Raw genomic sequence first — 23777 nt, 5'->3', positions numbered from 1 at the left:
AAGCACTCATCTTGTTTGTAGCAAGCTACAAAAATTGTAGCTCTGACGACACAAATTCCCCGCTCACACCCGTTAAACCCCCCAGCCCTGCGAGGCTTTAACCAATTGGCACACTCCCTGCTCTAGCCCTGATGAAAGCGCAGACAGCGCACTCCATCAAGGTAACCACAATGATTGATTGGCATATCGTGTGCGACTTCGACGGGACCATCACCCCCACCGATGTCATCGACAACGTCCTCCAACGCTTCGCCGGCCCCGAATGGGAAACCATCGAGCAGCAATGGCTGGACGGGCATATCGGTTCACGCGAATGCCTGAGCCGCCAACTGGCGTTGATCAAGGCCACCCCCAGCGAATTGCTGGCGTACTTCGACAGCGTTGAGATCGACCCGGATTTCCCGGATTTCGTCGATCACGTGATCGGCCTGGGCGCGTCCGTTGAAGTGGTCAGCGACGGCATCGAGCAAGGCATTGCGCGGATCTTGTCGCGCAACTACGTGACCTTGCTGCCGATCCTCGCTAATCGCCTGCGCCAGGTCGACCAGAACAGTTGGCGCATCGATTTCCCCTATTCCAGCGATGCCTGCCGCGCCGCGTCCGGCAACTGCAAGTGCAAATCCACGCCGCGCAACAAGCGCGTGCTGGTGATCGGCGACGGCAAGTCCGACATGTGCGTGGCGTCCACCGCCGACTTCGTGTTCGCCAAAGGCAGCCTCGCCCAGTACTGCGAGGCCAACAACATCCCTCACGCGCGCTTCGACACCTTCGCCGAAGTGCCTGCGTTGCTGGCCCTACTGCCTCAGGGCATCGCCGCCAACGCTACCTCCTTCACTGCCGACACTCAGGAAATTTTCCACCATGTCTGATATCCGCATCGCTACCGCCGAAGACCAGGTCCTCCTGGATAAAGAAGCCAAGTACTGCTCCTACGGCGACACCGTTCACTACATCGAACCGCCGCGTATTTTCAGCCGCTGCGAAGGCTCCTATGTGTGGGACACCGAAGACCAGGCCTACCTCGACTTGCAAATGTGGTACTCCGCGGTCAACTTCGGCTACGCCAACCCGCGCTTGAACAATGCGCTGAAACAGCAGATCGACACCCTGCCGCAAATCGCCAGCCAGTACCTGCACAAGGGCAAGATCGAGCTGTCGGAAATGATCGCGGTGGACGCCAAGAAGAAATTCGGCCTCGACGGTCGCGTGCACTTCAACGTCGGCGGCTCGCAGTCGATCGAAGACTCCCTGAAAGTGGTGCGTAACGCCACCAACGGCAAAAGCTTGATGTTCGCCTTCGAAGGCGGCTACCACGGGCGTACCCTCGGCGCCTCGTCGATCACCTCCAGCTACCGCTACCGCCGCCGCTACGGCCACTTCGGTGAACGCGCGCAGTTCATCCCGTTCCCGTACCACTTCCGGGGCCCCAAAGGGATGACCAAGGAAGAGTACGGCAGCCACTGCGTGCAGCAATTTGCCCGCCTGTTCGAGACCGAATACAACGGCGTGTGGGACCCGAAAGTCGGCCAGAGTGAATACGCCGCGTTCTACGTCGAGCCGATCCAGGGCACCGGTGGCTACGTGATCCCGCCGATGAACTTCTACCGCGAACTCAAGCACGTGCTGGACCAGCACGGCATCTTGATGGTGTCCGACGAAATCCAGATGGGCTTCTACCGCACCGGCAAGTTGTGGTCGATCGAACACTTCGACGTGCAGCCGGATGTGATCGTGTTCGGCAAGGCGCTGACCAACGGCCTCAACCCACTGGGCGGTATCTGGGCCCGTGAAGAGTTGATCAACCCGAAGATCTTCCCGCCGGGTTCCACCCACTCCACTTTCGCCTCCAACCCGTTGGGCACGGCGGTGGGCCTGGAGATGTTCAAGATGACCAACGAAGTCGACTACGGCGCGATGGTCATGGCCAAGGGCAAGTTCTTCCTCGAAGGCCTGCAGGACCTGCAGAAACGTTTCCCGATCATCGGCGACGTCGACGGTCTGGGCCTGGCGCTGCGCTGCGAAATCTGCGGACCGGATGGCTTCACCCCGGACAAGGCGACCCTGGACTACATGGTCGAAGAAGGCATGAAGGGCGACATGGTGGTGGATGGCCAGAAACTCGGCCTGATCCTCGACGTGGGCGGTTATTACAAGAACGTGATCACCCTGGCACCGTCCCTGGAAATCAGCTACCCGGAAATCGAACTGGGCCTGAAGCTGCTTGAGCAGTTGCTGGTGCGAGCGACCAATCGGTGAACAGTGCAGAGATCGACCTCGGTGAAGGTGATGCCGGATTCGTTCTCGGTGATGGTCCGGTCGGGATCCTGTTGATCCACGGCCTGACCGGCACTCCGACTGAATTGCGCCAGGTCGCTAAAGGCCTGGCCAAGGCCGGCAATTGCACGGTGTACGTGCCGACGCTGGCGGGACACTGCGGCGATAACAGCAATCTGCAGGCCACCGGCTGGCGCGACTGGTATGAAGGCGTGCGCAAGACCTTCGTACAGATCAAGCGGCGCCACGCACAGGTGTTCGTTGGCGGTTTGTCCATGGGCGCGGTGATGTCGATGTACGTGGCCTCGGAACACCCGGGGCAGGTCGCCGGGCTGCTGATGTACTCGACCACCTTGAAGTACGACGGTTGGAGCATCAACAAAATGGCGTTCATCACGCCGTTGCTGATCCGGATTCCCTTTGGTGTGCGTCTGTTTCGCTTCACTGAGAAACCGCCCTACGGCATCAAGAATGAGCGCCTGCGGGCGATTGTTGAACGCCAGATGAAAGAGGGCGAGAGCAGCGAAGCGGGGTTGTTGACCATGGAAGGCGTCACCGTGCGCGAGTTGCACTGGATGAACGCAGTGGTCAAAAAACGCATGCCCCGGATCAACGTGCCGGCGCTGGTGCTGCACTCCATCGAGGACGACATCACCAGCCGCTGGAACGCCGACTATGTAGAGCGCCACCTTGGCGGCCCAGTGACCAAGATTCTGCTGGATAACTGCTACCACATGATCACCGTCGACCTGCAATACCGGCGGGTGATTGAGTTGAGTGCTGCGTTCATCGAGCGGCATACATCTGCAGCGGGCTCCGGCTCAGTGTTTGCTGAGCAGGGGTTTTGTGGTGGGCAGGGCTGTAGTGGTGAGCAGAGGGGTTTTGGTGTGCAGGGCTGTGGTGGTGAGCAGAGGGGTTTTGGTGTGCAGGGCTGTAGTGGTGAGCAGAGGGGTTGTGATGTGCAGGGCTCCAGTGGTGAGCAGGCTTGCCCTGCGCTGGGGGGCGAAGCCGCCCCAAAACCTGCCATTGCGGTCTAGCTGGAGAAACTCGTTGCCTGGAGTGGGGCTGCTTCGCAGCCCAGCGCGGGGCAAGCCCGCTCACCACAAAAAAGTACCGCTCACCAAAAAAGATGCCATTCACCACAAAAAGTACCGCTCACCACAAAAGGTGCCTTTCACCACAAAAAGTACCGCCCACTACAAAAGGTGCCATTCACCACAAAAAGTACCACTCACTACAAAAAACCTTTCATCACAGATAGCCCCATTCACCTCAAAAAATCGCCGGCCCCAGGCCCTGAATATGGAAACGATGTGATCACCACCCAAGCCTTCCCCACCATCCGGACCCTCCAGAGTGTTGTGGTATGCAGGGCTCTAGTGGTGAGCAGGCTTGTCCTGCGCTGGGTGGCGAAGCCGCCCCAAAACCGGCCATTGCGGTCTAGCTGGAGAAACTCGTTGCCTGGAGTGGGGCTGCTTCGCAGCCCAGCGCGGGGCAAGCCCGCTCACCACAAAAAGTACCGCTCACCACAAAAGGTGCCATTCACCACAAAAAGTACCGCTCACCACAAAAAGTACTGCTCACCACAAAAAGTACCATTCACTACAAAAAACCTTTCATCACAGATAGCCCCATTCACCACAAAAAATCGCCGGTCCCAGGCCCTGAATATGGAAACGATGTGATCACCACCCAAGCCTTCCCCACCATCCGGGCCCTCCAGCGCAGTGCGTGGAACGATTGCTTCCCCGGTGCCCTGGAAGACTGGGACTATTACGTCGCCGTGGAAAACGCGGCCCTCGATGATTTCCAGTGGCGCTACCTTGCGGTCTACGAAGACGGAACCCTGGTGGCAGTCGCCCCCGCGTTCATCACCCATTACCGCCTCGATACCACGGTTTCAGGCGTCGGCAAGCGTTTCACCGAACGCCTGGAGCGACGGTGGCCGGGGGTTTTGACATTGGGCCTCTATGCCATCGGCTCGCCGGTGGCCGAGCGCTGTGATGCCGGATTTGCCCGCCATGTCCCCGAGTCGCGTCGCCCGTTGTTGCTCAAGCATGTGCTGGACGCCGCACGCCACGACGCCGATGACTTCGGTATCGGCCTGGTGGCGGTCAAGGACGCGCCGAGCAACGATCCGCACTGGGCCGACAGTTGTCGCGCCGCCGGTTTCCAGACCATGCCGAGCCTGCCCACCGGTGTGTTGCCGTTGCCCTACGGTTCAGTGGACGCCTACCTGGGCTCTCTGGGCAAATCCACGCGCAAGGATCTGCGTCGCAAACTGCGCGCACCGGGGCCACGGGTGGAGTGGCGGCGCAACATCGACGATGTACTGCCTGAGGTCATGCGCCTTTACGAAGCCACACTCACCCGCGCCGAGCTGCAATTCGAACGCCTGCCTGCGGGCTACTTCACCGGTGTGCTTGAACGCCTTGAGTCACGCGCGGTGTGTGCGCTTTACTGGGTGGACGAGCAGTTGGTGGCGTTCAACCTGATGCTGGTGGATGAGCATCGGCTGGTGGACAAGTTCTTCGGGCATGACGTGAACTTCACCCGCGACTACAACCTGTATTTCCGTAGCTGGCTGACCAACGTCGACTATTGTATTGAGCACAATATTGCGGTGTACGAGTGCGGGCAGGCCGGGTATGCCAGTAAGCTGCGCCTGGGCTGTGAGTTCCAGGGCAACAGTGTGTTTTTCCGCCACCGCAACCGGCTGGTCAATGGCCTGCTCAAGCTTGTAAAACTGTTTATTCGACCGGACCGTTCCGACCCTGCCATGGCTGCTGCGATAAGCGAAACCCGATGATCACCAAGACCCGCCAGAAAGCCCGTCCCTTTGCCATTTCGCGCTGGAGTGTCCAGCGCAAGCTGGTGCTGGCATTCTGGTTGGTCAGCGTGATTCCCACCATGATCGCGGCGGAGTTGGCCGCTACCACGCTGTCGCAGATTTTCGACAGCAACGTGCGGATCTGGCTGCAGGAGTCGACCAAGATCGTCAAGGACGAGATCGGCGACATCCTTCATGACAACGCGCGCATGGCCAAATTGTTCCTGCGCTACACCAGCCCGCCGGAGAACCGGCAAGCTGCCCGGCACGACCGGCTGACGGCCGACATCGCCGATGCCACGGACATTGACGTGGTCGCGTTGATTCGCGTCAGTGACCACAAAACGGTGTTCAGCACCGCCTCCGACGACATCGTCAAGCAGATCAGCCTGACCAGCAACGCGGTGTTGCAGACGGTGCAGGTGGCGGGCGTGAGCACGGGCATTGTGGTCTCTACGTTCGACACTTCCCGGGACGGCGTCGACTACCAGTTGCTGGTGGCCACTTACCTGGACAGCAGTTTCCTCACCAGCGTGGCCGATGTGCACTCCCTTGACCTGCGCCTGTACCTGGCCAACCCCGAGGGCTTCTCGGAAATTTTCTCGACCCAGCGCTTCGAGGATCACCCGTCGCGCATCCCCAAAAATGTCGAAGCGGCTATGCGCAGCACCAAACAGCCCAGCGAGCAATTCACCAATAACTACAGCGGTTTGTACTGGCCGATCTTCAACGACGCGGGCGATTTGCAGGGCGTGATTTTCAGCGGCCTGCTGCGCCATAGCAGCCTGGTGGGGCTGGTCAACCAGAGCAATCTGTTCGTCTTGATATTCCTGGTCAGCTCGGCGCTGTCATTGGCGGCGGGGGTGTTGGTGTCACGGCGCCTGACCCGGCCGCTGCGAGACTTGTCCCAAGGCGTGAGTGCGGTGATTTCCGGCAATTACACCCATCGCGTAGCGGTCAGCGGCGGCGATGAGCTGGCGCAATTGAGCAGCACCTTCAACCATATGACCGAGCGCCTGGGCGAGTTGCATCACCTCGAAGCCCAGTTGCGCCGCCGCGATCGCCTGCATGCACTGGGCGAAGTCGCCATGGGCCTGGCCCACGAGATCCGCAACCCCCTGGGCATCATCAAGACCGCTACCCAGTTGCTGCACCGCCGCGCCGACCTGGCGGACACCGATAAGCGCCACCTGGAGTACGTGATCAGTGAAGTCAGCCGCATCAACGACCTGATCACCGAGTTCCTCGATTTCGCCAAGCCCAATCCGCCGCTACGTGTGGTGCAGCCGGCACGTCCGCTGGTGGAGGAAATCTTCGGTTTCTGCGCCCCGGAACTGGCTACTCACAACATCGATGCGCAGATCGACGACCAGGCACCGGGCGCGACTATTTACGCGGATGCCAAACAGCTCAAACAGGCGTGCCTCAATCTGATTCTCAACGCCATCGACGCGATGCCCGAAGGCGGGCGCCTGACCGTGGGGATTCGCACGGTGGGCGAAAACACCGTTATCAGCATTGCCGACACCGGCCAGGGCATTCCGGCTGAGATGGTCGAGCGCATCTTCACGCCCTTTGTCACCACCAAGGCCTCGGGCACCGGCTTGGGTCTGGCCAAGGTCTATTCGATCATGGAAAGTCACGACGGCAGCATTGAATGCGCCAGCGAGAAAGATGCCGGCGCCACCTTCAGCCTGTACATTCCGGCGATGGGCGAAGACGACGAGGACAGTCATGACGCATAACATTCTAGTGGTCGACGACGAACCCAAGCTCTGTGATCTGCTGGCGTCGGCCCTGAGTCAGAACGGCATCCAGGTATTTATCGCCGGTAACGGTCTGCACGCGCTCAAGGTGCTGGAGCAGGAAGACATCGACCTGGTGATCAGTGACTGGCGCATGCCAGGTATGGACGGGCCGGCGCTGCTGGCGGAAATCAAGGTGCGCTACCCCCATGTGCCGGTGATTGTGATGACCGCCTACAGCACGGTGAAAAACGCCGTGCAGTCGATGCGCAACGGCGCCTATGACTACATCGCCAAGCCGTTCGATATCGACGAGCTGGACATCACCGTCAGCAAAGCCTTGCAGTTTCGCGACATCATGCGCGACAACGCACGCCTGCGCGCCGAGCTGGATGAGCATGCCCAGTTCGACAGCCTGGTGGGTGACAGCCCGGCGTTTCGCACGGTGTTGCAAGCGGTGGAATCGGTGCGTGACAGCAGCGCCACTGTCCTGCTGACCGGTGAAAGCGGCACCGGCAAGGAAATGGTCGCCCGTGCCATCCACAAACACGGCAGCCGTGCCGACAAACCCTTCGTGGCGGTCAACTGCGCCGCAATCCCGGAAGGGCTGCTGGAAAGCGAGATGTTCGGCCACCGCAAAGGCGCATTCACTGGCGCGGTAGCGGACCGGGTAGGGCGTTTTATGCAGGCCGACAAAGGCACGCTCTTCCTTGATGAAGTCGGCGATATGCCTCTGGCGTTGCAGGCCAAGATCCTACGTGCATTGCAGGAGCGGGTCATCGAGCCGGTGGGCGATCCCCGCGAGCGCAAGGTGGATGTGCGAGTGATCGCGGCCACCAACAAGAACCTGTTGGAAGCGGTGGCCAAGAAGGAGTTTCGCGAAGACCTGTATTACCGCCTCAACGTGTTCCCGATCCCTTTGCCGGCCCTTCGCGAGCGCGTCGAAGACATCGCGCCCCTGGCCCGCCACTTCGCCCAGACCCTCAGCGCCACTGCGGGCAAACGCATCACCGGCTTCAGCCCCGAAGCATTGCAGGCGATGGCCGCGTATCACTGGCCCGGCAATATCCGCGAGCTGCAAAATTGTGTGGAACGCGCAACGATTGTGGCGGCATCGCCGGTCATCGAGGATATCGACCTGCCGGGTTACCTGTTTGCGTCGAAGCCGAGCGAGCTGGGCGTGACGACGATTCTCAGCGACGGGCCAGGGATTCCTCAGGACTTGGATGCGGCGCTGGCGGAGGTGGAGAAGGCCTACATACTGGCGGCGTTGCAGGAGAGTAATGGCGTGCAGGCTGCGGCGGCGGCGAAGATCGGGATCTCTGAGCGCAGTTTCTGGTATCGCCTGAAGAAGCTGGGCATCCAGGTCGACAAGATAGTCCGCTGACACACCTCGATTAAAAATGTGGGAGGGGGCTTGCCCCCGATTGCAGTGGATCAGTTAAAGATGAACTGACTGACACACCGCTATCGGGGGCAAGCCCCCTCCCACATTTTTTGACCGAGTCGAGTCAGGTATGGAGGCGTACCCAGATACTCACCAGGATCGTCGCGGCGATCAGCCACGCTACCGCGGCTACGGCTAAAGAGGCCTCCAGCCGCATGCGGTCAACCATTACATACAACGTCGCCAGATACACAAAGTACGGAATGATCGACCACATCCCAAACAGGATCGTGGTCTTCAAATCGTCTACCGAACGGCCCTTGCCGACGATGTAATGGGCGATCAGCGCAAAGGTCGGAAACAGCGGTACCAGCCCCGCGATGTAATAGTTTTTGGTCTTGGCCAATGCGGCCAATATCAGTACCACCGCCGCGCCGAGGGCGGCTTTCAAGAATAGATCCATCAGTGGCTCAACCCGTATTTCTTGACCTTGTCGAAGAGGGTGGTCTTGGCCATCCCCAGTTCCTGGCTGGCCTGGGTCAGGTTGCCGCCGCTGCGTTGCAGGGCGTCGCTGAGCAGGTTGCGCTCAAAGGCTTCCACCGCTTCGGTAAACGCCAGGCCGTGGCTGCCACTGCTGGCGCCGCTTTTTTTGAAGGCGGGCAGGCCGAGGGCGAAACGTTCGGCGACGTTGCGCAGCTCACGCACGTTGCCGGGCCAGTCATGGCTCATCAGGCTGGACAGGGTCTGGTTGTCCAACTCCGGCGCGGTGCGGTCGAAGCGCAGGGATGACTGCTGCAGGAAGTGTTCGAACAGTTGCAGGATGTCTTCGCGGCGCTCGCGTAACGGCGGCAGTTCCAACGTGACCACGTTGAGGCGGTAGTACAGGTCACTGCGGAACTGGCTGGCGCGGCTCAGTTCGTCTAGGTCGGACTTGGTGGCGGCGATCACGCGGCAATCCACGGCCACGCTCTGGTTCGAACCCAGGCGTTCCAGAGTGCGTTCCTGCAACACCCGCAGCAATTTGATCTGCAGGTTGATCGGCATGCTTTCTACTTCATCGAGAAACAGCGTGCCTTCGTGGGCGTGCTCGATCTTGCCGATGCGCCGCTTGCCGGCGCCGGTAAATGCGTTGGCTTCGTGGCCGAAAATCTCGCTTTCGAACAGGTTCTCCGGCAGACCGCCGCAGTTGAGGGCGACGAACTGGTGCGAGTGGCGCCGGCTGAAATCATGCAGGCAGCGGGCGACCAGTTCTTTACCCGTGCCGGTCTCGCCTTCGATCAGCACGTTGGCTGAGGTGTCGGCGACGTTGGCGATCAGCTCGCGCAGGTTCTGCATGGCGGGGGAGCGGCCGATGATGCGGCCTTCCAGGGAGTCACGCTCGGCCAACTGACGGCGCAGTGACCAGACTTCCCGCGCGAGTGCGCGTTGCTCAAGGGCACGACGGGCGACATCCACCAGGCGTTCGGGAGAGAAGGGCTTCTCCATGAAATCGTAAGCGCCATTGCGCATGGCGCCGACGGCCATGGAGATATCGCCGTGCCCGGTGATCAGCACCACCGGCAGGCTTTTATCCAGGGCCTTGAGGCGGGTGAGCAGCTCCAGGCCGTCGATGCCCGGCAGGCGAATGTCGCTGATCACGATGCCCGCGAAGTTCTCGCCGATGCGCTTCAACGCCTCTTCGGCACTGCCCACGCCTTCGCTGGGAATATCTTCCAGCGCGAGGGCCTGCTGGCAGCCGAGCAGCACATGGGGGTCGTCTTCGACGATCAGCACGGTGAGGTCTTGAGGATCAATATTCATGTCGACTCAGCTTGTTGAGCGCCTACCAGCGGCAGGCTCAGGACAAAAGCGGTACCACCACTGGCCGGATGCTCAACGGCGAGCGTGCCGCCGGTGGCCGCCGCGAGGCTGGCGGACAGGGTCAGGCCCAAGCCCAGACCTTGCTCGCCGGGCTTGGTGGTGAAGAACGGTTCGAACAAATGCTTGCGCGCCTCGGCGTCGATGCCGTGGCCGTTGTCGCGTACATGCAGGCGGTATTTGCCTTCGGCGACACTGCCTTCCAGCCACAACTCGGGAGCGGGTTGTGCCTGCATGGCGTCAAGGGCGTTGCCGATCAGGTTGACCAGGATCTGCTCCAGGCGTGTCTGGTCGATCTGCAAATGGGCCGCAACGAAGTCGCGATGCACGGTCAGCGGCAGGCTGTCCAGGCGCGCGCCCAGTACCTGGAACGCAGCGTCCACCGCCTTGGCGAGGTTGGCTTCGCCCTGGTCGTCACCGCGCCGGGCAAAGGAGCGCAGGCTGGCAGTGATGCGGCCCATGCGGTCGATCAGTTCGTTGATGGTCTTGAGGTTGGCGCTGGCGGTGTCCAGGGCGCCGCGCTCCAGGAAGCGCACGGTGTTGCCGGACAAGGTGCGCAGCGCGGCCAACGGCTGGTTCAATTCGTGGGCAATGCTGGTGGACATCTGGCCGATGGCCGCCAGTTTCCCGGCCTGCACCAGCTCATCCTGGGCACGGCGCAGGGTTTCTTCGGCCTGGCGTCGTTCGCGGATCTGGCCTTTGAGCCGTTCGTTGCTGGCGCGCAGGTCGGCGGTGCGTTCGGCAATCCGACGCTCCAACTGGCTGTTGGCTTCCTGCAAGGCTTCCCGTGCGGCGAGGCGGGTGGCGATGACTTTGCGTCGCTCATTCCAGGCAATCAGCAGGAATGCCACCAGACCAAATGCGACAGCCACCAGAATGCCTTGGTTGATCGCTGCGCGGCGCAGGTCATTGAGGGGAGTGAGGAGGGTGAAATTCCACGGTGTGTCGTTGAGCGGTCGGGTTTGCGCCAGGTAGCTGACTTCGTGCTCGTCGTTGACCACTTCGCTGTTGGCCGGAAAGGTCAGTTTTTCGGTGCCTTCGTTCAAGCGCTCACGGGCCAGCGGTTCCAGCTCGTTCAGCGTGGCCCAGTAATATTGCAGGCTGTGGGCCAGGCGATCCTTGGTTTCATTGCTCAACGGACGCACGGCCTTGAGGCGGCGGGCCGGGTCGCTGGAGAGGATGATGATGCCGTTCTCGTCGCTGACGAAGGCTTCCAGGCGCGCACGTTGCCAACGTTCTTCCAGCGCTTCAAGGCGTACCTTGACCACTGCGACGCCGATGATCTTGCCGTGCTCTTCCAACCCGTGGGCCAGGTAATAACCGGGTTCGCCATTGGTGCTGCCGATGCCGTAGAAACGCCCGGGCTGGCCGCGCACGGCGTTCTGGAAATAGGCGCGGAAGGAGAGGTCTTCACCTTGGTAACTGTCGGCATCGCGCCAGTTGCTGGTGGCCAGCACCCGACCGGTGGTGTCCATCACGTAGATGGCCCGACTGCGACTGCGTCGGTTCAGGCCTTCGAGGTAGTCGTTGACGTTTTTGCGGGTTTCCTGGCTCGGGTCGGCGAGCAGCTGCGAGACGCTGGTCTCCAGCTCCAGCAGGCTGGGCAGGTAAGTGTATTTGCTGAGTTCACTTTCGACGGTGCGGGCATGCAGCTCCAACTGGCGTTCGCCCGTGTCGCTGAGGGTGCGGATGCCGTAGTACTCGCTGATCCAAAAGCCGATATAACCCAAGCCGATCATCAGGGCGACGATCAACGGCGGCAGGAACAGTTGGCGAATCAGACGAGGCTTCACGGCAAGTGATGGCGGTGCGGCGCGAAATTGGTTGGGGTCGCATTTCATCACAGATGCCTTGGGTCAACCAGAGCTGCCAGCCTGTGCGGTCCAGCATGGGAGGGGGCTTGCCCCCGATTGCAGTGTTTCAGTCGGTATATCTATCGCTGATCCACCACTATCGGGGGGCAAGCCCCCTCCCACATTGGCCCTGTTTCTACAGCAGGAGCTATGTAGTGCTTAGTGCTGCAGGATTTTCTCAAGGAAGTGCTGCGCACGCTCGGAGCGGGCGCTGATGTCGCCGAAGAATTCTTCTTTCGGGCAGTCTTCGATGATCTTGCCGGCGTCCATGAAGATCACGCGGTCGGCCACTTTACGGGCAAAGCCCATTTCGTGGGTTACGCACATCATGGTCATGCCTTCCTGGGCCAATTGCACCATCACGTCCAGCACTTCGTTGACCATTTCCGGGTCCAGGGCCGAGGTCGGTTCGTCGAACAGCATGACGATCGGGTCCATGGCCAGGGCGCGGGCAATCGCCACACGTTGTTGTTGGCCGCCAGAGAGTTGGCCAGGGTGCTTGTGGGCGTGCGCCGACAGGCCGACGCGCTCCAGCAGTTGCAGGCCTTTCTTGGTGGCTTCTTCCTTGCTGCGGCCGAGCACCTTGATCTGTGCGATGGTCAGGTTTTCGGTGATGGTCAGGTGCGGGAACAGTTCGAAGTGCTGGAACACCATGCCCACGCGCGAGCGCAGTTTCGGCAAGTTGGTCTTCGGGTCGGCGATGGAGGTGCCGTCGACCACGATGTCGCCTTTCTGGAACGGTTCCAGCGCGTTGACGCATTTGATCAGGGTGGATTTACCCGAGCCCGAAGGCCCGCACACCACGATCACTTCGCCTTTTTTGACCTCGGTGCTGCAATCGGTCAGCACCTGGAAGTCGCCATACCACTTGTTGATGTTCTTGATAGAGATCATACGGCAAACCTTTTTTGCAGACGCTTGACCAGCAGCGAGGCGGAAAAGCTGATGATGAAGTAGACGACACCGGCAAAGATCAGGAACTCATTGGAGCGGCCGATGATGTCGCCGTTGGAGCGGGCGGAGTTGAGGAAGTCCACCAGGCCCACGGTGTAGACCAGCGAGGTGTCCTGGAACAGGATGATGCTCTGTTGCAGCAGCAACGGGGTCATCTTGCGGAACGCCTGGGGCAGGATGATCAGACGCATGGTCTGGCCATAGGTCATGCCCATCGCTTGCGCTGCGCCCATCTGGCCCTTGGGAATCGACTGCACGCCGGCCCGCACGATCTCACAGAAGTACGCGGCTTCGAACATCATGAAGGCCACGACGCAGGAGGTGAACGCTCCGATGGGTGTGTCTTCGCCGGTGATCCAGCGCAGTACGAACGGTACGGCCAAGTAGAACCAGGTGATCACCAACAGCAACGGGATCGAACGGAAATAGTTCACATAGGCGCCGGCCAGGCGCGACAGCAGTTTGCTGGACGACAGGCGCATCAGCGCCAGGATCGTGCCCAGGGCGATACCGCCGATCACGCCCATGACCATCAATTGCAAGGTCATGACCATGCCGTTCCACAGGCCTGGGATCGCGGGGATGATGCCGCTGAAATCGAGTTCCATTATTTACCCCCCACGGAGATCAGGCCGGGCACTGCGACTTTCTTCTCGACCACGCGCATCAGCAGCATCAGGCTCATGTTCAGGGTGAAGTAGATCAGCGTGGCCAGGGTGAAGGCTTCAAACAGGTTGGCCGAGAACTCGGCGGTCTGCTTGGTTTGTGCCAGCAGTTCCATCAAGCCGATCAAGGACGCCACGGAGGAGTTCTTGAACACGTTGAGGAATTCCGAGGTAAGCGGCGGAATGATGATGCGGTAGGCCTGCGGCAGCAGCACGTTCCAGTAGATCTGCGGCAGCTTGAAGCCCATGGCGCGCGCAGCGGATTCCTGGCCACGTGGTAAAGCCTGGATGCCGGTGCGCACTTGCTCACACACGCGGGCGGCAGTGAACAGGCCAAGGCACACGACGACGCTCAGGTAGGCCGAGGTGGTCGGGTTCAGGTCTTGTTTGTACCAGTCCTGCAGGTTTTGCGGCAGCAGGTCGGGTATCAGGAAATACCAGATGAACAGCTGAACCAGCAGCGGCACGTTACGAAACAGTTCCACGTAGCAGGTCGCGATGCCCGATACGAGGCGGTTTGGCACAGTGCGCATGACCCCCAGAATGGAGCCCAGCAGCAAGGCGATAATCCATGCCACGACAGCGATGGCAATGGTCCAGCCCAAGCCGGCGATGTACCAGTCGAGATAAGTCTCGCTGCCCACGCCGGTGGACTTGAAGAACACGCCCCAGTCCCAGTTGTAATTCATTAGGGTCTCCCCTCGAGATCGATCGATGTACAAGCACCCGCTTGGGGAAAATCCATTCCCTCCTGGCGATGAACGCCAGGCACACACGATCGGCTCGAAAACCGCCAGGTCGAGTGTTCCAAGTTAAATCCAGCAGGTAATTACAGACGCCTGAGGGAGGGTTGCTCCCTCAGGAGATAAGGTTAGATCAGTGTCAGATTTTTACGTCAGGCGCTGGCTTGTCGCTTGGGTTGGCGATCAGCTCTTTAACCTTGTCACTCATTGGGAAGTTCAGGTTCAGGCCTTTAGGTGGAATCGGGCTCTCGAACCATTTGCTGTAGATCTTGTTGATTTCACCGGATTTGTACAGGGCGGTGATGGCGCCATCTACGGCTTTCTTGAAGTCTGGATCGCCTTTGCGAACCATGCAGGCGTAGGCTTCGAAGGACTGTGGAGTACCGGTGATTACCCAATCATCCGGCTTCTTCGCCTTGGCTTCTTCGCCGGCCAGCAGGGCGTCATCCATCATGAACGCAACGGCGCGGCCGCTTTCGAGCATTTGGAAGGATTCGCCGTGGTCTTTGGCGGAAATGACGTTCATGCCCATCTGCTTGTCAGCGTTCATCGCTTTGATGATGCGCTCGGACGTGGTGCCAGCGGTGGTCACGACGTTCTTGCCTTTCAGGTCGGCAAAGTCGGCGTAAGACGGCTTGCCGTCCTTGTCTTTCTTGACCAGTAGGCGGGTGCCGATTTCGAAGATGTTGACGGTGAAGTCGACTTGCTGAGCGCGCTCGGCATTGTTGGTGGTGGAGCCGCACTCAAGGTCCGCAGTGCCGTTCTGGATCAGCGGAATACGAGTTTGCGAGGTGACCAGGTTGTACTTGGTCTTCAGGTCGGGCTTGTTCAGGTCTTTTTTCAGTTGCTCGACGACAGCTACTTGGATGTCGTGGGAGTAGCCAACCGGTTTGCCCGAACCATCCGCGATGTAGGAAAACGGAATGGAGCTGTCGCGGTGCGCGAGGGTGATGGTGCCGGAGTCGTTGATTTTCTTCAGTGTGCCGGTGAGTTCGGCGGCAAAAACTGGAGTGCTGATCAGAGCAGCAGCGATAGCTGCGCCCAGGATATGGGGAACGATGCGCATCAATACTTCCTCGACATTTGTTTTTTTTATGAAGCCAGTTAGACGGCTCTCTTGTACAGCGAATGCCCGTGACGGCTCCTGAGGCGTCCCAGGCAATCGTCCAAGAGTGTAGAGCATGAGTCGTGCCAGGCCAGGGCTAAATGGCTAACCGTATGATTTATATGATGATTAACTTTGTGTGACGGTAAATATGTAACTGTACGGTCCGGCAAACCGAATAGCTTGGAGTGTTGCGTTCGGAAAACCGAATGACCTGGCGCGCATAAAAAAGCCCCTGGGCCTCGCGGCGCAGGGGCATTTGTATGAAGAGTCTGTCAGGCCGCCTGAGTCTTGCTGCGGTTCTGCTCAACTTGGGACAGGTAACGTTGCAGGTTGTCCTGTTCTTCCGGTGTGGTGAACAGGCCAAGCTTGGTACGGCGCCACAGCACGTCCTGAGGTTGGGTCACCCATTCTTCGGCGCACAGGTAGTCGACTTCTCGGGTATACAGGCCACCACCCAAGTGGTCGCCCAGGTCGGCCAGCGATTGCACGCCTTCCAGCAGGCGCCATGTGCGGCTGCCATAGGTGGTGGACCAACGGCGTGCGATTTCGCTCGGCACCCAGTCGAATTTGTGGCGAATGGCTTCGGCCAGGGCTTCTGGTGAGGTCATGTCTTCGCCACCCGGCAGGCTGGCCTTGGCGGTCCAGCTTGGGCGCATTTGGGTGAAATACGGGGCCAATTGCGCCATCGCCGACTCGGCGAGCTTGCGATAGGTGGTCAGCTTGCCGCCGAACACCGACAGAATCGGTGCCTCGCCTGCGCCGCCCGACACCGACAGGGTGTAATCGCGGGTGATCGCTGATGGGTTATCCGACTCGTCGTTGCACAGCGGTCGTACGCCGGAGTAGGTGTGGACGATGTCATCGCGGCTCAGTTGTTTCTTGAAGTGCGCGTTTACCACGTTGAGCATGTAGTCGGTTTCACCTTCGGTGATCGCCACTTTCGCCGGATCGCCGGTGTATTCGCGGTCGGTGGTGCCGATGATGGTCAGGTGGTTCAGGTACGGAATGGTGAAGACGATGCGCTGGTCTTCATTCTGCAGGATGTGCGCGTGGGCGCCTTCGTACAGTTTCGGCACGATCAGGTGGCTGCCCTGGATTAAGCGGATGCCGTAGGGCGAATCCAGCTTCAGGTCTTCCTTGATGAACTTGGCGACCCACGGGCCGGCGGCATTCACCAAAGCGCGGGCGCGGATCGAGAACAGGCTGCCGTCGGCGCGTTCCATGTTCATATCCCACATACCGTTGCTGCGGTGCGCGCTGATGCAGCGGGTCTGGGTGTGAATGTGCGCGCCTTTTTCGCGAGCGGCCATGGCGTTGAGCACCACCAGGCGGGCGTCATCGACCCAGCAGTCGGAGTATTCGAAACCCTTGGTGATTTCGCTTTTCAGCGGGCTGTCAGCGCCAAACTTGAGGCTTTTGGAACCGGCGAGCTTTTCGCGTTTGCCCAAGTGGTCATACAGGAACAGACCTGCGCGGATCATCCACGCCGGGCGCAGGTGCGGGCGGTGCGGCAATACAAAACGCATCTGCTTGACGATGTGCGGGGCCTTGGCCAGCAGCACTTCGCGTTCGGCCAATGCTTCACGCACCAAGCGGAACTCGTAATGTTCGAGGTAGCGCAGGCCGCCGTGGATCAGCTTGCTGCTGGCGGAGGAGGTGTGGCTGGCCAGGTCGTCCTTTTCGCAAAGGAATACTGACAAACCGCGACCGGCTGCGTCTGCTGCAATGCCGACGCCGTTGATCCCGCCACCGATTACGGCAACGTCATAGACTTCGGCAAGCGGTGATGCAGGCAAGGTGGAAGGGTTCATCGGCTGGCCTCGCGATTTTTTCGTCTTGGAATTCGAACATTAATGTTCATTTGCGAAAATGGTAGCTGATAAACGCGCGCACAGCCACTCGACTTTGATTGAAAAAACTCATCAAAGGGTGGGGAAAGGAAGAATTGTGAACATGAGCCTTGGAAAGGCTTGAGGAAAAGGGTGTGTGATGGCGCGCCATTGTGGGAGTAAGCCCCTTCCCACATTCGAGCGTATTCACAGCTCGAAGGGTGGGAGGGGGCTTGCCCCCGATGACGTCAGTGCAGACGCTATACGACTTCCAGGCGAACCTTATGGTCATTCAGCAACTGCACCAGCGCCGGCACCGGCTGCTGATCCGTCACCAGGCAGTCCACCAGGCTGATCGGCCCTAAACGAATCATGGCATTGCGCCCAAATTTGCTCGAGTCCGCCGCCAGGATCACTTTGCGGGCATTGGCGATGATCGCCTGGGAAACCCTGACTTCCTGGTAATCGAAATCCAACAAGCTGCCATCTTCATCAATGCCGCTAATACCCACCAAGGCAAAGTCGACCTTGAACTGGTTGATGAAGTCCACGCTGGCCTGGCCCACCACACCGCCGTCACGCCGCACGTTGCCGCCGGTCAGCAGCACGTCAAAGTCATCCTTGGCACTGAGCATGGTGGCGACGTTGAGGTTGTTGGTGATGATTTTCAGGTGGTTGTGATTCAGCAGCGCACGGGCGATTGACTCGGTGGTGGTGCCGATATTGATGAACAGCGAGGCGTGGTCGGGGATTTGCGCGGCAATGGCCTCGCCGATGCGCTGTTTCTCGTCGCGCATCTGGTCGGCACGCATGGCGTACGCGGTGTTTTCGACACTGGAGTCATAGGCCGCGCCGCCGTGGTAGCGGCGCAGCAAATTGGCGTCCGCCAGCTGATTGATATCGCGGCGGATGGTTTGCGGGGTGACAACAAATAGCTGCGCCATTTCCTCGATACTGACGTAGCCGCGCTCGCGGACCAGTTCGAGGATTTGTTGTTGGCGGGGAGGCAGATTCATGGGGCGTCCTTTGGGCTGCCATACAAAAGTGGCCCATGATGACGCAGGAATCCGCTCCCGGCCAGTTACAACCGGAGCTTGGCTTATTCGGCGCCTTCGTGCGGTTCCCAGTCGCGGGTGCGGCTGACAGCTTTTTGCCAGCCAGCGTAGAGTTTTTCTTTGGCTGCTTCATCGAGCTGTGGTTCGAATTCGCGCTCGATCACTGCCTTGCCTCGCAACTCGTCCAGGCTGCCCCAGAATCCACAGGCCAGGCCGGCCAGATAGGCGGCGCCCAATGCCGTGGTCTCGCGCATTTGCGGGCGCTCGACCTGGGTGCCGAGGATATCGGCCTGGAACTGCATCAGGAAGTTGTTGGCTACCGCGCCGCCGTCCACACGCAGGGCCTTGAGGCGTTCGCCGGAGTCCTGCTGCATGGCATCGAGAACGTCACGGGTTTGGTAGGCAATCGACTCCAGGGCTGCACGAATAATGTGATCCACGCGTACGCCACGGGTCAGGCCGAACAGTGCGCCACGGGCGTAGGGGTCCCAGTACGGAGCGCCCAGGCCGGTGAAGGCGGGGACCAGGTACACGCCATTGCTGTCCTTGACCTTGCCGGCGAAGTATTCGGTGTCGGTGGCGTCGGCGATGATCTTCAACTCGTCACGCAGCCACTGCACAGTGGAGCCGCCGTTGAAGACCGCGCCTTCGAGTGCGTAGGCCACTTCGCCACGCGGGCCGCAGGCGATGGTGGTGAGCATGCCGTGCTTGGATTTCACCGCTTTGTCGCCGGTGTTCATCAGCAAGAAGCAGCCGGTGCCGTAGGTGTTCTTGGCCTGGCCGGCTTCCACGCACATCTGGCCGAACAGCGCCGCTTGCTGGTCACCGGCGATACCGCCGATGGCGATGCCGCTCTTGGTGCGGCCGTAGATCTCCGAAGAGGACTTCACTTCCGGCAGCATTTCGCGAGGAACGTCGAGGATCTCCAGCATCTTCGCATCCCACTCCAAGGTGTGGATGTTGAAGAGCATGGTGCGCGAGGCGTTGGTGTAATCGGTGACGTGGGTTTTGCCGCCGGTAAATTTCCAAATCAGCCAGCTGTCCACGGTGCCGAACAGCAGTTCGCCGTTGCGCGCGCGCTCACGGCTGCCTTCGACGTTATCGAGGATCCACTTGAGCTTGGTACCGGAAAAGTACGGGTCGGTGACCAGGCCGGTGGTGTCGTTGATGTATTGCTCGTGGCCATCACGCTTGAGCTGCTGGCAGATCTCGGTGCTGCGGCGGCACTGCCACACGATGGCGTTGTAGATCGGGCGGCCGGTGATTTTGTCCCACACTACGGTGGTTTCACGCTGGTTGGTGATACCGATGGCGGCGACCTGGTCGTGGTGCAGGCCGGCTTGTGCCAGGGCTTCGACCATCACCGCGCTCTGGGTAGCGAAGATTTCCATCGGGTCATGTTCAACCCACCCTGGCTGTGGGTAGTGCTGAGTGAACTCACGCTGGGCGGTGCAGACCACGTTGGCGTCACGATCGAAGATGATTGCCCGGGAACTGGTGGTGCCCTGATCAAGGGCAATGATGTAGTTCTTATTCTGAATGTCGGTCATGTCGATTGCCTTGGACGAGAAATAAGGGAGTGGATCAACAGCCTGGGCCACTAGAAGGGCAGTAGGGACCAGGCGGTATTATCAGGAAATACGGGTTTCGCCAGTGACGGCGGTGTCTTGGGTTTCGGCGACAGCAGGTGCGGCGCTCGGCAGATGACGGGCAATCAGCCCGCGATAGGCCGCAGCACCCAGGCATGCGCCGACAATCGGCGCGAAAATCGGCACCAGGAAGTAAGGAATATCGCGGCCGCCAGTGAAGGCCATTTCACCCCAACCAGCGAAAAAGGTCATCAGCTTGGGCCCGAAATCCCGTGCCGGGTTCATCGCAAAGCCGGTCAACGGGCCCATGGCGCTGCCAATTACCGCAATCAGCAGGCCGATCAGCAGTGGCGCCAACGGGCCGCGTGGCAGGCCGTTATTGTCATCGGTCAGGGCCATGATCACGCCCATCAGAATCGCCGTAATGACCATTTCCACCAGGAAAGCCTGTGCAGTGCTCAGCAGGGCATGAGGGTAGGTGGAGAACACCGACGCCAATTCCAGGCTGGCTTGAGTGCCGCGTACCAGATGATGGGTTTGTTCGTAATCGAAAAACAGATTGCTATAGAGCGTGTACACCAGCGCCGCTGAGCAGAATGCGCCGGCCACTTGGGCGAGGATGTAGAAGGGCAGTTTGCGCTTTTCGAAATCGGCGAAAAGGCACAGGGCGATGCTGACGGCTGGGTTGAGGTGAGCCCCGGAAATACCGGCGCTCAGGTAGATCGCCATGCTGACGCCGATACCCCAGATGATGCTGATTTCCCATAACCCAAAGCTGGCACCCGCGACCTTGAGGGCAGCGACACATCCTGTACCGAAGAAGATCAGAAGCGCAGTCCCCAGGAACTCGGCCATGCATTGGCTCGAAAGTGAAGGCTGTTGAAGAGCAGTTGTCATGGAAAACCTCAATTGTTGTTCTTGTCTGGCGCACTGCCTCAACGGGCGGTGGCGCGATTTTCACCGTGACGAGGATCCCCATCCAAGGCACGGCTTACTGCTGGAATACTGTAGGTGTATTACTACAGTGTTCGTAAGCGAAAAAATATAGACAAGAATGACCGCTGTCAAAGGTCGAAAGTGAACGGTCAGTCACTTTCGAACTATGGGTTTGATGAATGATCATGCTTGCCCTACGGAGTATGGTTTGAAGAGAGGTGCGCATTAGAGCGTTTTACGCGGGCTTGGCCTAGAATTGGCCACCTGTTTGCCACCGCCGGAGACGCCATGACCCCCGCATTGGATTTGTTGAAAAAAGTTCGCGCCGAACATCGCATCCACAGTTATGAACACGATCCCAAGGCCGCCTCATATGGCCTGGAGGCCGCAGAAAAGTTGAGCCTCGACCCGGCGCAGGTGTTCAAGACCTTGTTGGCCAGCAGCGAAAAAGGCGAATTGTTGGTGGCTGTGGTGCCGGTCGTCGGAAGTCTGGACTTGAAAGCCCTGGCGCACGCGGCGGGGGTGAAAAAAGTAGAAATGGCCGACCCCGCCGCGGCGCAGCGTTCTACCGGTTATCTTTTAGGTGGCATCAGTCCGTTGGGGCAGAAGAAGCGTTTGCGCACGTTTATCGATGTGACGGCGCAGCCGTTCACGACGATTTTTGTCAGTGCGGGGAGACGGGGTTTGGAAGTGGAGTTGTCGGCAGCGGTGCTGGCGGAGCACACCCAGGCCATATTCGCAGAAATTGGTCGGGCGTAATCCCAGGCGCCTGGAGAACCCATGTGGGAGGGCGCTTGCTCACTATCGCTGTAGGTCAGCCGGTGTATCTACAGCTGACCCACTGCCATCGGGAGCAAGCTCCCTCCCACATGATGACCAGTATTCTTCAAATACTCAGTGTGCCGGGTTGTAGCGCCGTACGCCCGACTCGGATCGAGGGATCTGCGCCGCGGTGCTGCCCGAAGCCTGAAACAGCACCAGATGCTCAGCGGCTACACGAATCCCCACATCCGACCCCACCTGATGGTCGGCATGACTGGGGAAAATCGATTCCAGTTGCGCGCCGGTCGGCAACTGCAGACGGTACAAGGTGGATGCACCGAGGAACGTCTTACCGACGATCCGGGCTTTCAATGCACTGTCCGGCGCGTAGACGATGTCATCCGGGCGTAGCAACACATCCACCGCACCACCGGTCGGCCAGGTGTAGGCGCGATTGCCGCGCAGGTCACCCAGTTCGGTGCTGACGGACTCGGGCGAGCTCAACTGACCACGAATGAAATAACCCTGGCCGATAAAGCTGGCGACGTAGGGTGTCTGAGGTTCGTGATAGAGGTTGTAGGGCGTGTCCCACTGCTCCAGACGGCCCTCCTTGAAGACGCCGACCTGATCACTCACGGCAAACGCTTCTTCCTGGTCATGGGTGACCAGGATCGCACTGGTGCCGCGCGCCTTTAGAATGTCGCGCACCTCATGGCTGAGCTTGCGCCGCAGTTCGCCATCAAGGTTGGAGAAGGGTTCGTCCAGCAGCAACAGTTGCGGCTCCGGCGCCAGGGCGCGGGCGAGGGCGACACGTTGCTGCTGGCCGCCGGACAGTTCGTGAGGGAAGCGCTTGCCCAGATTCTTCAGGTTTACCAGTTCCAGCAACTCGGTAACCACGCGATCCTTTTGTGGATGCTTGCGGATGCCGAACGCGATGTTGTCGGCCACGCTGAGGTGGGGAAACAGCGCGTAGTCCTGGAACACCATGCCGATGCGACGCTTCTCCGGTGCCAGGGTGAAACCGGCACTGGAGATCACTTCTCCTGCCAGGCTGATTTCGCCTTCATGCACCGGCTCAAAACCGGCAATCGCGCGCAGAGTGGTGGTTTTACCGCAGCCTGATGAGCCGAGCAGGCAGCCGATATCGCCCGCGTTCAGGTGCAGATTGAGGTTCTGCACCACCCGTTGATCTTGATAGCCGCATGCCAGATTGCGCAGGTTCAGCAGAAGTGGCTGGCTCATGCGTGGTGGTACGAAGGCGGGACGAGGAATTCGAGCAGAGCCTTCTGAGCGTGCAGGCGGTTTTCGGCCTGGTCCCAGGCGACCGAGCGCTCATCGTCAAGCAGGTCGAGGCTAATTTCTTCGCCGCGGTGAGCGGGCAGGCAGTGCATGAACAGCACATCCGGTGCAGCCAGGTCGAGCAGGGCCCGATTTACCTGGTACGGCGCGAACAGGGCCAGGCGCTGGGCGGTTTCGTCTTCCTGGCCCATGGAGGTCCAGACGTCGGTGCTGACGAGGTGCGCGCCCAGCACGGCGTCACGTGGGTCACGCACCAGGGTGACGCGATCGCCGGCCTGTGCCAGGAAGCGCGCGTCAGGCTCGTAGCCTTGCGGGCAAGCAATGCGCAGTTGGAAGTCGAATTGGATCGCCGCTTCTATATAGCTGTTGCACATGTTGTTGCCGTCACCGATCCAGGCCACGGTCTTGCCTTGGATGGAGCCACGGTGCTCAAGGAAGGTTTGCATGTCAGCCAGCAACTGGCACGGGTGCAGGTCATCGGACAGGCCGTTGATCACCGGAACTCGTGAGTTGGCGGAAAATTCGGTGACGGTGCTGTGGGCAAAGGTACGGATCATCACCGCATCCAGCATGCGCGACATGACGCGGGCGCTGTCGGCGACAGGCTCGCCACGACCCAGTTGAGTGTCGCGCGAAGACAGGAAGATGGCTTGGCCACCTAGTTGGATCATGCCGGCTTCAAAAGACACACGGGTGCGGGTCGACGACTTCTCGAAAATCATGCCGAGGACGCGGTTTTTCAAAGGCTCGAACAGTACGCCGCGGTTACGCAGGTCTTTAAGCTCAATGCCTCGACGGATCACGCTGACCAGCTCTTCGGGCGTGCAATCCATCAGGGAGAGAAAGTGCCTTGCGCTCATCATTAACTACCTTTTTGCAACAGACCGCAGA

At 59.9% G+C, this 23777-nt stretch carries 19 protein-coding genes and 1 pseudogene; 7 read left to right on the top strand and 13 right to left on the bottom strand.

Features of this window, described 5'->3' with window-relative positions:
* Nucleotides 1–170: 170 nt before the first annotated feature.
* The 6 genes and pseudogenes from ACVWXD_RS19035 to ACVWXD_RS19010 all read left to right on the top strand — a co-directional run bounded on the left by ACVWXD_RS19035 (nt 171) and on the right by ACVWXD_RS19010 (nt 8236).
* Nucleotides 171–869 carry an MtnX-like HAD-IB family phosphatase gene (locus ACVWXD_RS19035; RefSeq protein ID WP_457371248.1) on the top strand — a complete coding sequence of 233 codons (699 nt, stop codon included), beginning with the start codon at nt 171–173 and terminating at the stop codon, nt 867–869.
* Nucleotides 862–2256, top strand: a complete 1395-nt coding sequence (locus tag ACVWXD_RS19030; protein WP_032891824.1) for an aspartate aminotransferase family protein — start codon at nt 862–864, stop codon at nt 2254–2256. The genes ACVWXD_RS19035 and ACVWXD_RS19030 overlap by 8 nt, the downstream gene beginning before the upstream one ends.
* A pseudogene (locus ACVWXD_RS19025) lies at nt 2253–3083 on the top strand (alpha/beta hydrolase); the annotation flags it as partial. The gene ACVWXD_RS19030 and the pseudogene ACVWXD_RS19025, both read left to right, overlap by 4 nt.
* Nucleotides 3084–3955: 872 nt before the next feature.
* Nucleotides 3956–5083, top strand: coding sequence for a GNAT family N-acetyltransferase (locus ACVWXD_RS19020; RefSeq protein WP_122764802.1), 1128 nt, complete (start codon nt 3956–3958; stop codon nt 5081–5083).
* Complete coding sequence (locus ACVWXD_RS19015; protein WP_457371247.1) at nt 5080–6849, top strand: ATP-binding protein; 1770 nt, start codon at nt 5080–5082, stop codon at nt 6847–6849. Before ACVWXD_RS19020 ends, ACVWXD_RS19015 begins: the two co-directional genes overlap by 4 nt.
* A complete protein-coding gene (locus tag ACVWXD_RS19010) occupies nt 6839–8236 on the top strand; it encodes a sigma-54-dependent transcriptional regulator (RefSeq protein WP_122680291.1) in 1398 nt (465 codons plus the stop codon). Before ACVWXD_RS19015 ends, ACVWXD_RS19010 begins: the two co-directional genes overlap by 11 nt.
* A gap of 124 nt (nt 8237–8360) precedes the next feature.
* Here ACVWXD_RS19010 and ACVWXD_RS19005 read toward each other — a convergent pair whose 3' ends face one another.
* From ACVWXD_RS19005 to ACVWXD_RS18955, 11 genes are all read right to left on the bottom strand, one after another.
* On the bottom strand, nt 8361–8699 hold the full coding sequence (locus ACVWXD_RS19005) for a GlpM family protein (RefSeq protein WP_095183946.1): 339 nt from the start codon (nt 8697–8699) through the stop codon (nt 8361–8363).
* Nucleotides 8699–10036: a two-component response regulator AauR gene (aauR, locus tag ACVWXD_RS19000; protein ID WP_032891818.1), complete on the bottom strand. Its 1338-nt coding sequence runs from the start codon at nt 10034–10036 to the stop codon at nt 8699–8701. The genes ACVWXD_RS19005 and aauR overlap by 1 nt, the downstream gene beginning before the upstream one ends.
* Nucleotides 10033–11934: a two-component sensor histidine kinase AauS gene (aauS, locus tag ACVWXD_RS18995; RefSeq protein ID WP_032891816.1), complete on the bottom strand. Its 1902-nt coding sequence runs from the start codon at nt 11932–11934 to the stop codon at nt 10033–10035. Before aauS ends, aauR begins: the two co-directional genes overlap by 4 nt.
* A gap of 171 nt (nt 11935–12105) precedes the next feature.
* Nucleotides 12106–12840 (bottom strand): amino acid ABC transporter ATP-binding protein, encoded by a 735-nt coding sequence (locus tag ACVWXD_RS18990; protein WP_042560754.1) that lies wholly within the window; start codon nt 12838–12840, stop codon nt 12106–12108.
* Entirely contained in the window at nt 12837–13508 is a 672-nt protein-coding gene (locus ACVWXD_RS18985) for an amino acid ABC transporter permease (RefSeq protein ID WP_032891811.1), read from the bottom strand. The genes ACVWXD_RS18990 and ACVWXD_RS18985 overlap by 4 nt, the downstream gene beginning before the upstream one ends.
* Complete coding sequence (locus ACVWXD_RS18980; RefSeq protein ID WP_032891809.1) at nt 13508–14254, bottom strand: amino acid ABC transporter permease; 747 nt, start codon at nt 14252–14254, stop codon at nt 13508–13510. Before ACVWXD_RS18980 ends, ACVWXD_RS18985 begins: the two co-directional genes overlap by 1 nt.
* A gap of 193 nt (nt 14255–14447) precedes the next feature.
* The gene (locus ACVWXD_RS18975; protein ID WP_032891807.1) at nt 14448–15374 is read right to left on the bottom strand and encodes a glutamate/aspartate ABC transporter substrate-binding protein; all 927 of its coding nucleotides are present in this window, start codon (nt 15372–15374) and stop codon (nt 14448–14450) included.
* A 314-nt stretch (nt 15375–15688) separates the two neighbouring features.
* Complete coding sequence (glpD, locus tag ACVWXD_RS18970; RefSeq protein ID WP_095183948.1) at nt 15689–17227, bottom strand: glycerol-3-phosphate dehydrogenase; 1539 nt, start codon at nt 17225–17227, stop codon at nt 15689–15691.
* A gap of 278 nt (nt 17228–17505) precedes the next feature.
* A complete protein-coding gene (locus tag ACVWXD_RS18965) occupies nt 17506–18261 on the bottom strand; it encodes a DeoR/GlpR family transcriptional regulator (RefSeq protein ID WP_032891803.1) in 756 nt (251 codons plus the stop codon).
* An 83-nt stretch (nt 18262–18344) separates the two neighbouring features.
* On the bottom strand, nt 18345–19850 hold the full coding sequence (gene glpK / locus ACVWXD_RS18960) for a glycerol kinase GlpK (protein ID WP_032891801.1): 1506 nt from the start codon (nt 19848–19850) through the stop codon (nt 18345–18347).
* A gap of 81 nt (nt 19851–19931) precedes the next feature.
* Nucleotides 19932–20786 carry an MIP/aquaporin family protein gene (locus tag ACVWXD_RS18955; protein WP_032891800.1) on the bottom strand — a complete coding sequence of 285 codons (855 nt, stop codon included), beginning with the start codon at nt 20784–20786 and terminating at the stop codon, nt 19932–19934.
* Between the two features lie 327 nt (nt 20787–21113).
* On the opposite strand from ACVWXD_RS18955, the gene ybaK reads away from it, so the two are divergent.
* Entirely contained in the window at nt 21114–21584 is a 471-nt protein-coding gene (gene ybaK / locus ACVWXD_RS18950) for a Cys-tRNA(Pro) deacylase (RefSeq protein WP_032891799.1), read from the top strand.
* Between the two features lie 135 nt (nt 21585–21719).
* Here the strand turns inward: ybaK and ACVWXD_RS18945 are convergent, their stop codons facing one another.
* On the bottom strand, nt 21720–22829 hold the full coding sequence (locus tag ACVWXD_RS18945) for an ABC transporter ATP-binding protein (RefSeq protein WP_099601217.1): 1110 nt from the start codon (nt 22827–22829) through the stop codon (nt 21720–21722).
* Entirely contained in the window at nt 22826–23746 is a 921-nt protein-coding gene (argF, locus tag ACVWXD_RS18940; RefSeq protein ID WP_032891794.1) for an ornithine carbamoyltransferase, read from the bottom strand. The genes ACVWXD_RS18945 and argF overlap by 4 nt, the downstream gene beginning before the upstream one ends.
* Between the last annotated feature and the right edge of the window lie 31 nt (nt 23747–23777).

The sequence above is a fragment of the Pseudomonas sp. TE3911 genome (genome assembly GCF_054062775.1).
The sequence above is the reverse complement of the archived record's forward strand: the minus strand, read 5'-3'. Positions and strand labels throughout refer to the sequence as shown.

Excerpts from the sequence above, each read along its gene's own strand:
- argF (WP_032891794.1), bottom strand. The coding sequence starts at position 23,746 with ATGAGCGCAAGGCACTTTCTCTCCCTGATGGATTGCACGCCCGAAGAG.
- aauS (WP_032891816.1), bottom strand. The coding sequence starts at position 11,934 with ATGAAATGCGACCCCAACCAATTTCGCGCCGCACCGCCATCACTTGCC.
- ACVWXD_RS19015 (WP_457371247.1), top strand. The coding sequence starts at position 5,080 with ATGATCACCAAGACCCGCCAGAAAGCCCGTCCCTTTGCCATTTCGCGC.
- glpD (WP_095183948.1), bottom strand. The coding sequence starts at position 17,227 with ATGAACCCTTCCACCTTGCCTGCATCACCGCTTGCCGAAGTCTATGAC.
- ACVWXD_RS18990 (WP_042560754.1), bottom strand. The coding sequence starts at position 12,840 with ATGATCTCTATCAAGAACATCAACAAGTGGTATGGCGACTTCCAGGTG.
- ACVWXD_RS19035 (WP_457371248.1), top strand. The coding sequence starts at position 171 with ATGATTGATTGGCATATCGTGTGCGACTTCGACGGGACCATCACCCCC.
- glpK (WP_032891801.1), bottom strand. The coding sequence starts at position 19,850 with ATGACCGACATTCAGAATAAGAACTACATCATTGCCCTTGATCAGGGC.
- ACVWXD_RS18985 (WP_032891811.1), bottom strand. The coding sequence starts at position 13,508 with ATGGAACTCGATTTCAGCGGCATCATCCCCGCGATCCCAGGCCTGTGG.
- ybaK (WP_032891799.1), top strand. The coding sequence starts at position 21,114 with ATGACCCCCGCATTGGATTTGTTGAAAAAAGTTCGCGCCGAACATCGC.
- aauR (WP_032891818.1), bottom strand. The coding sequence starts at position 10,036 with ATGAATATTGATCCTCAAGACCTCACCGTGCTGATCGTCGAAGACGAC.
- ACVWXD_RS18975 (WP_032891807.1), bottom strand. The coding sequence starts at position 15,374 with ATGCGCATCGTTCCCCATATCCTGGGCGCAGCTATCGCTGCTGCTCTG.
- ACVWXD_RS19005 (WP_095183946.1), bottom strand. The coding sequence starts at position 8,699 with ATGGATCTATTCTTGAAAGCCGCCCTCGGCGCGGCGGTGGTACTGATA.
- ACVWXD_RS19010 (WP_122680291.1), top strand. The coding sequence starts at position 6,839 with ATGACGCATAACATTCTAGTGGTCGACGACGAACCCAAGCTCTGTGAT.
- ACVWXD_RS18955 (WP_032891800.1), bottom strand. The coding sequence starts at position 20,786 with ATGACAACTGCTCTTCAACAGCCTTCACTTTCGAGCCAATGCATGGCC.
- ACVWXD_RS19030 (WP_032891824.1), top strand. The coding sequence starts at position 862 with ATGTCTGATATCCGCATCGCTACCGCCGAAGACCAGGTCCTCCTGGAT.
- ACVWXD_RS18980 (WP_032891809.1), bottom strand. The coding sequence starts at position 14,254 with ATGAATTACAACTGGGACTGGGGCGTGTTCTTCAAGTCCACCGGCGTG.
- ACVWXD_RS18945 (WP_099601217.1), bottom strand. The coding sequence starts at position 22,829 with ATGAGCCAGCCACTTCTGCTGAACCTGCGCAATCTGGCATGCGGCTAT.
- ACVWXD_RS18965 (WP_032891803.1), bottom strand. The coding sequence starts at position 18,261 with ATGAATCTGCCTCCCCGCCAACAACAAATCCTCGAACTGGTCCGCGAG.